We start from the raw sequence: 476 nt of genomic DNA on the forward strand, positions 1-476 counted from the left end.
TGGTGAAGCAGGACGCGACGACCAAGGCGATCACGGTGGCTGGCGACAAGGCGGGCACGTCGGTGGACTTCACTGGCACGGCCGGCGCGCGCACCCTGAGCGGCGTGAAGGACGGTACGCTGGGCGAAACCAGCCGCGAAGCGGTGAACGGTTCGCAGCTGCATGCGACCAACGAGAACGTGAAGGCCAACACGGCCAACATYGCGACCAACACGACCAACATCGCCGGCAACACRACGGCCATCGCCAAGCTCGACGGCCGTGTCACGACCGTCGAAGGCTCGGTGTYGGACCTGACCAACAACATGAACAGCGGTTCGGTGGGCCTGGTGAAGCAGGACGCGACGACCAAGGCGATCACGGTGGCTGGCGACAAGGCGGGCACGTCGGTGGACTTCACTGGCACGGCCGGCGCGCGCACCCTGAGCGGCGTGAAGGACGGTACGCTGGGCGAAACCAGCCGCGAAGCGGTGAAC

General features: G+C 66.6%; 1 pseudogene. It reads left to right on the plus strand.

The annotated features are described in order from the left end of the window. Window positions 1–476: pseudogene (locus AB4Z46_RS35415) on the plus strand (hypothetical protein); the annotation flags it as partial.

It is taken from the genome of Variovorax sp. M-6, assembly GCF_052114385.1.
Lineage (GTDB): Bacteria > Pseudomonadota > Gammaproteobacteria > Burkholderiales > Burkholderiaceae_C > Variovorax.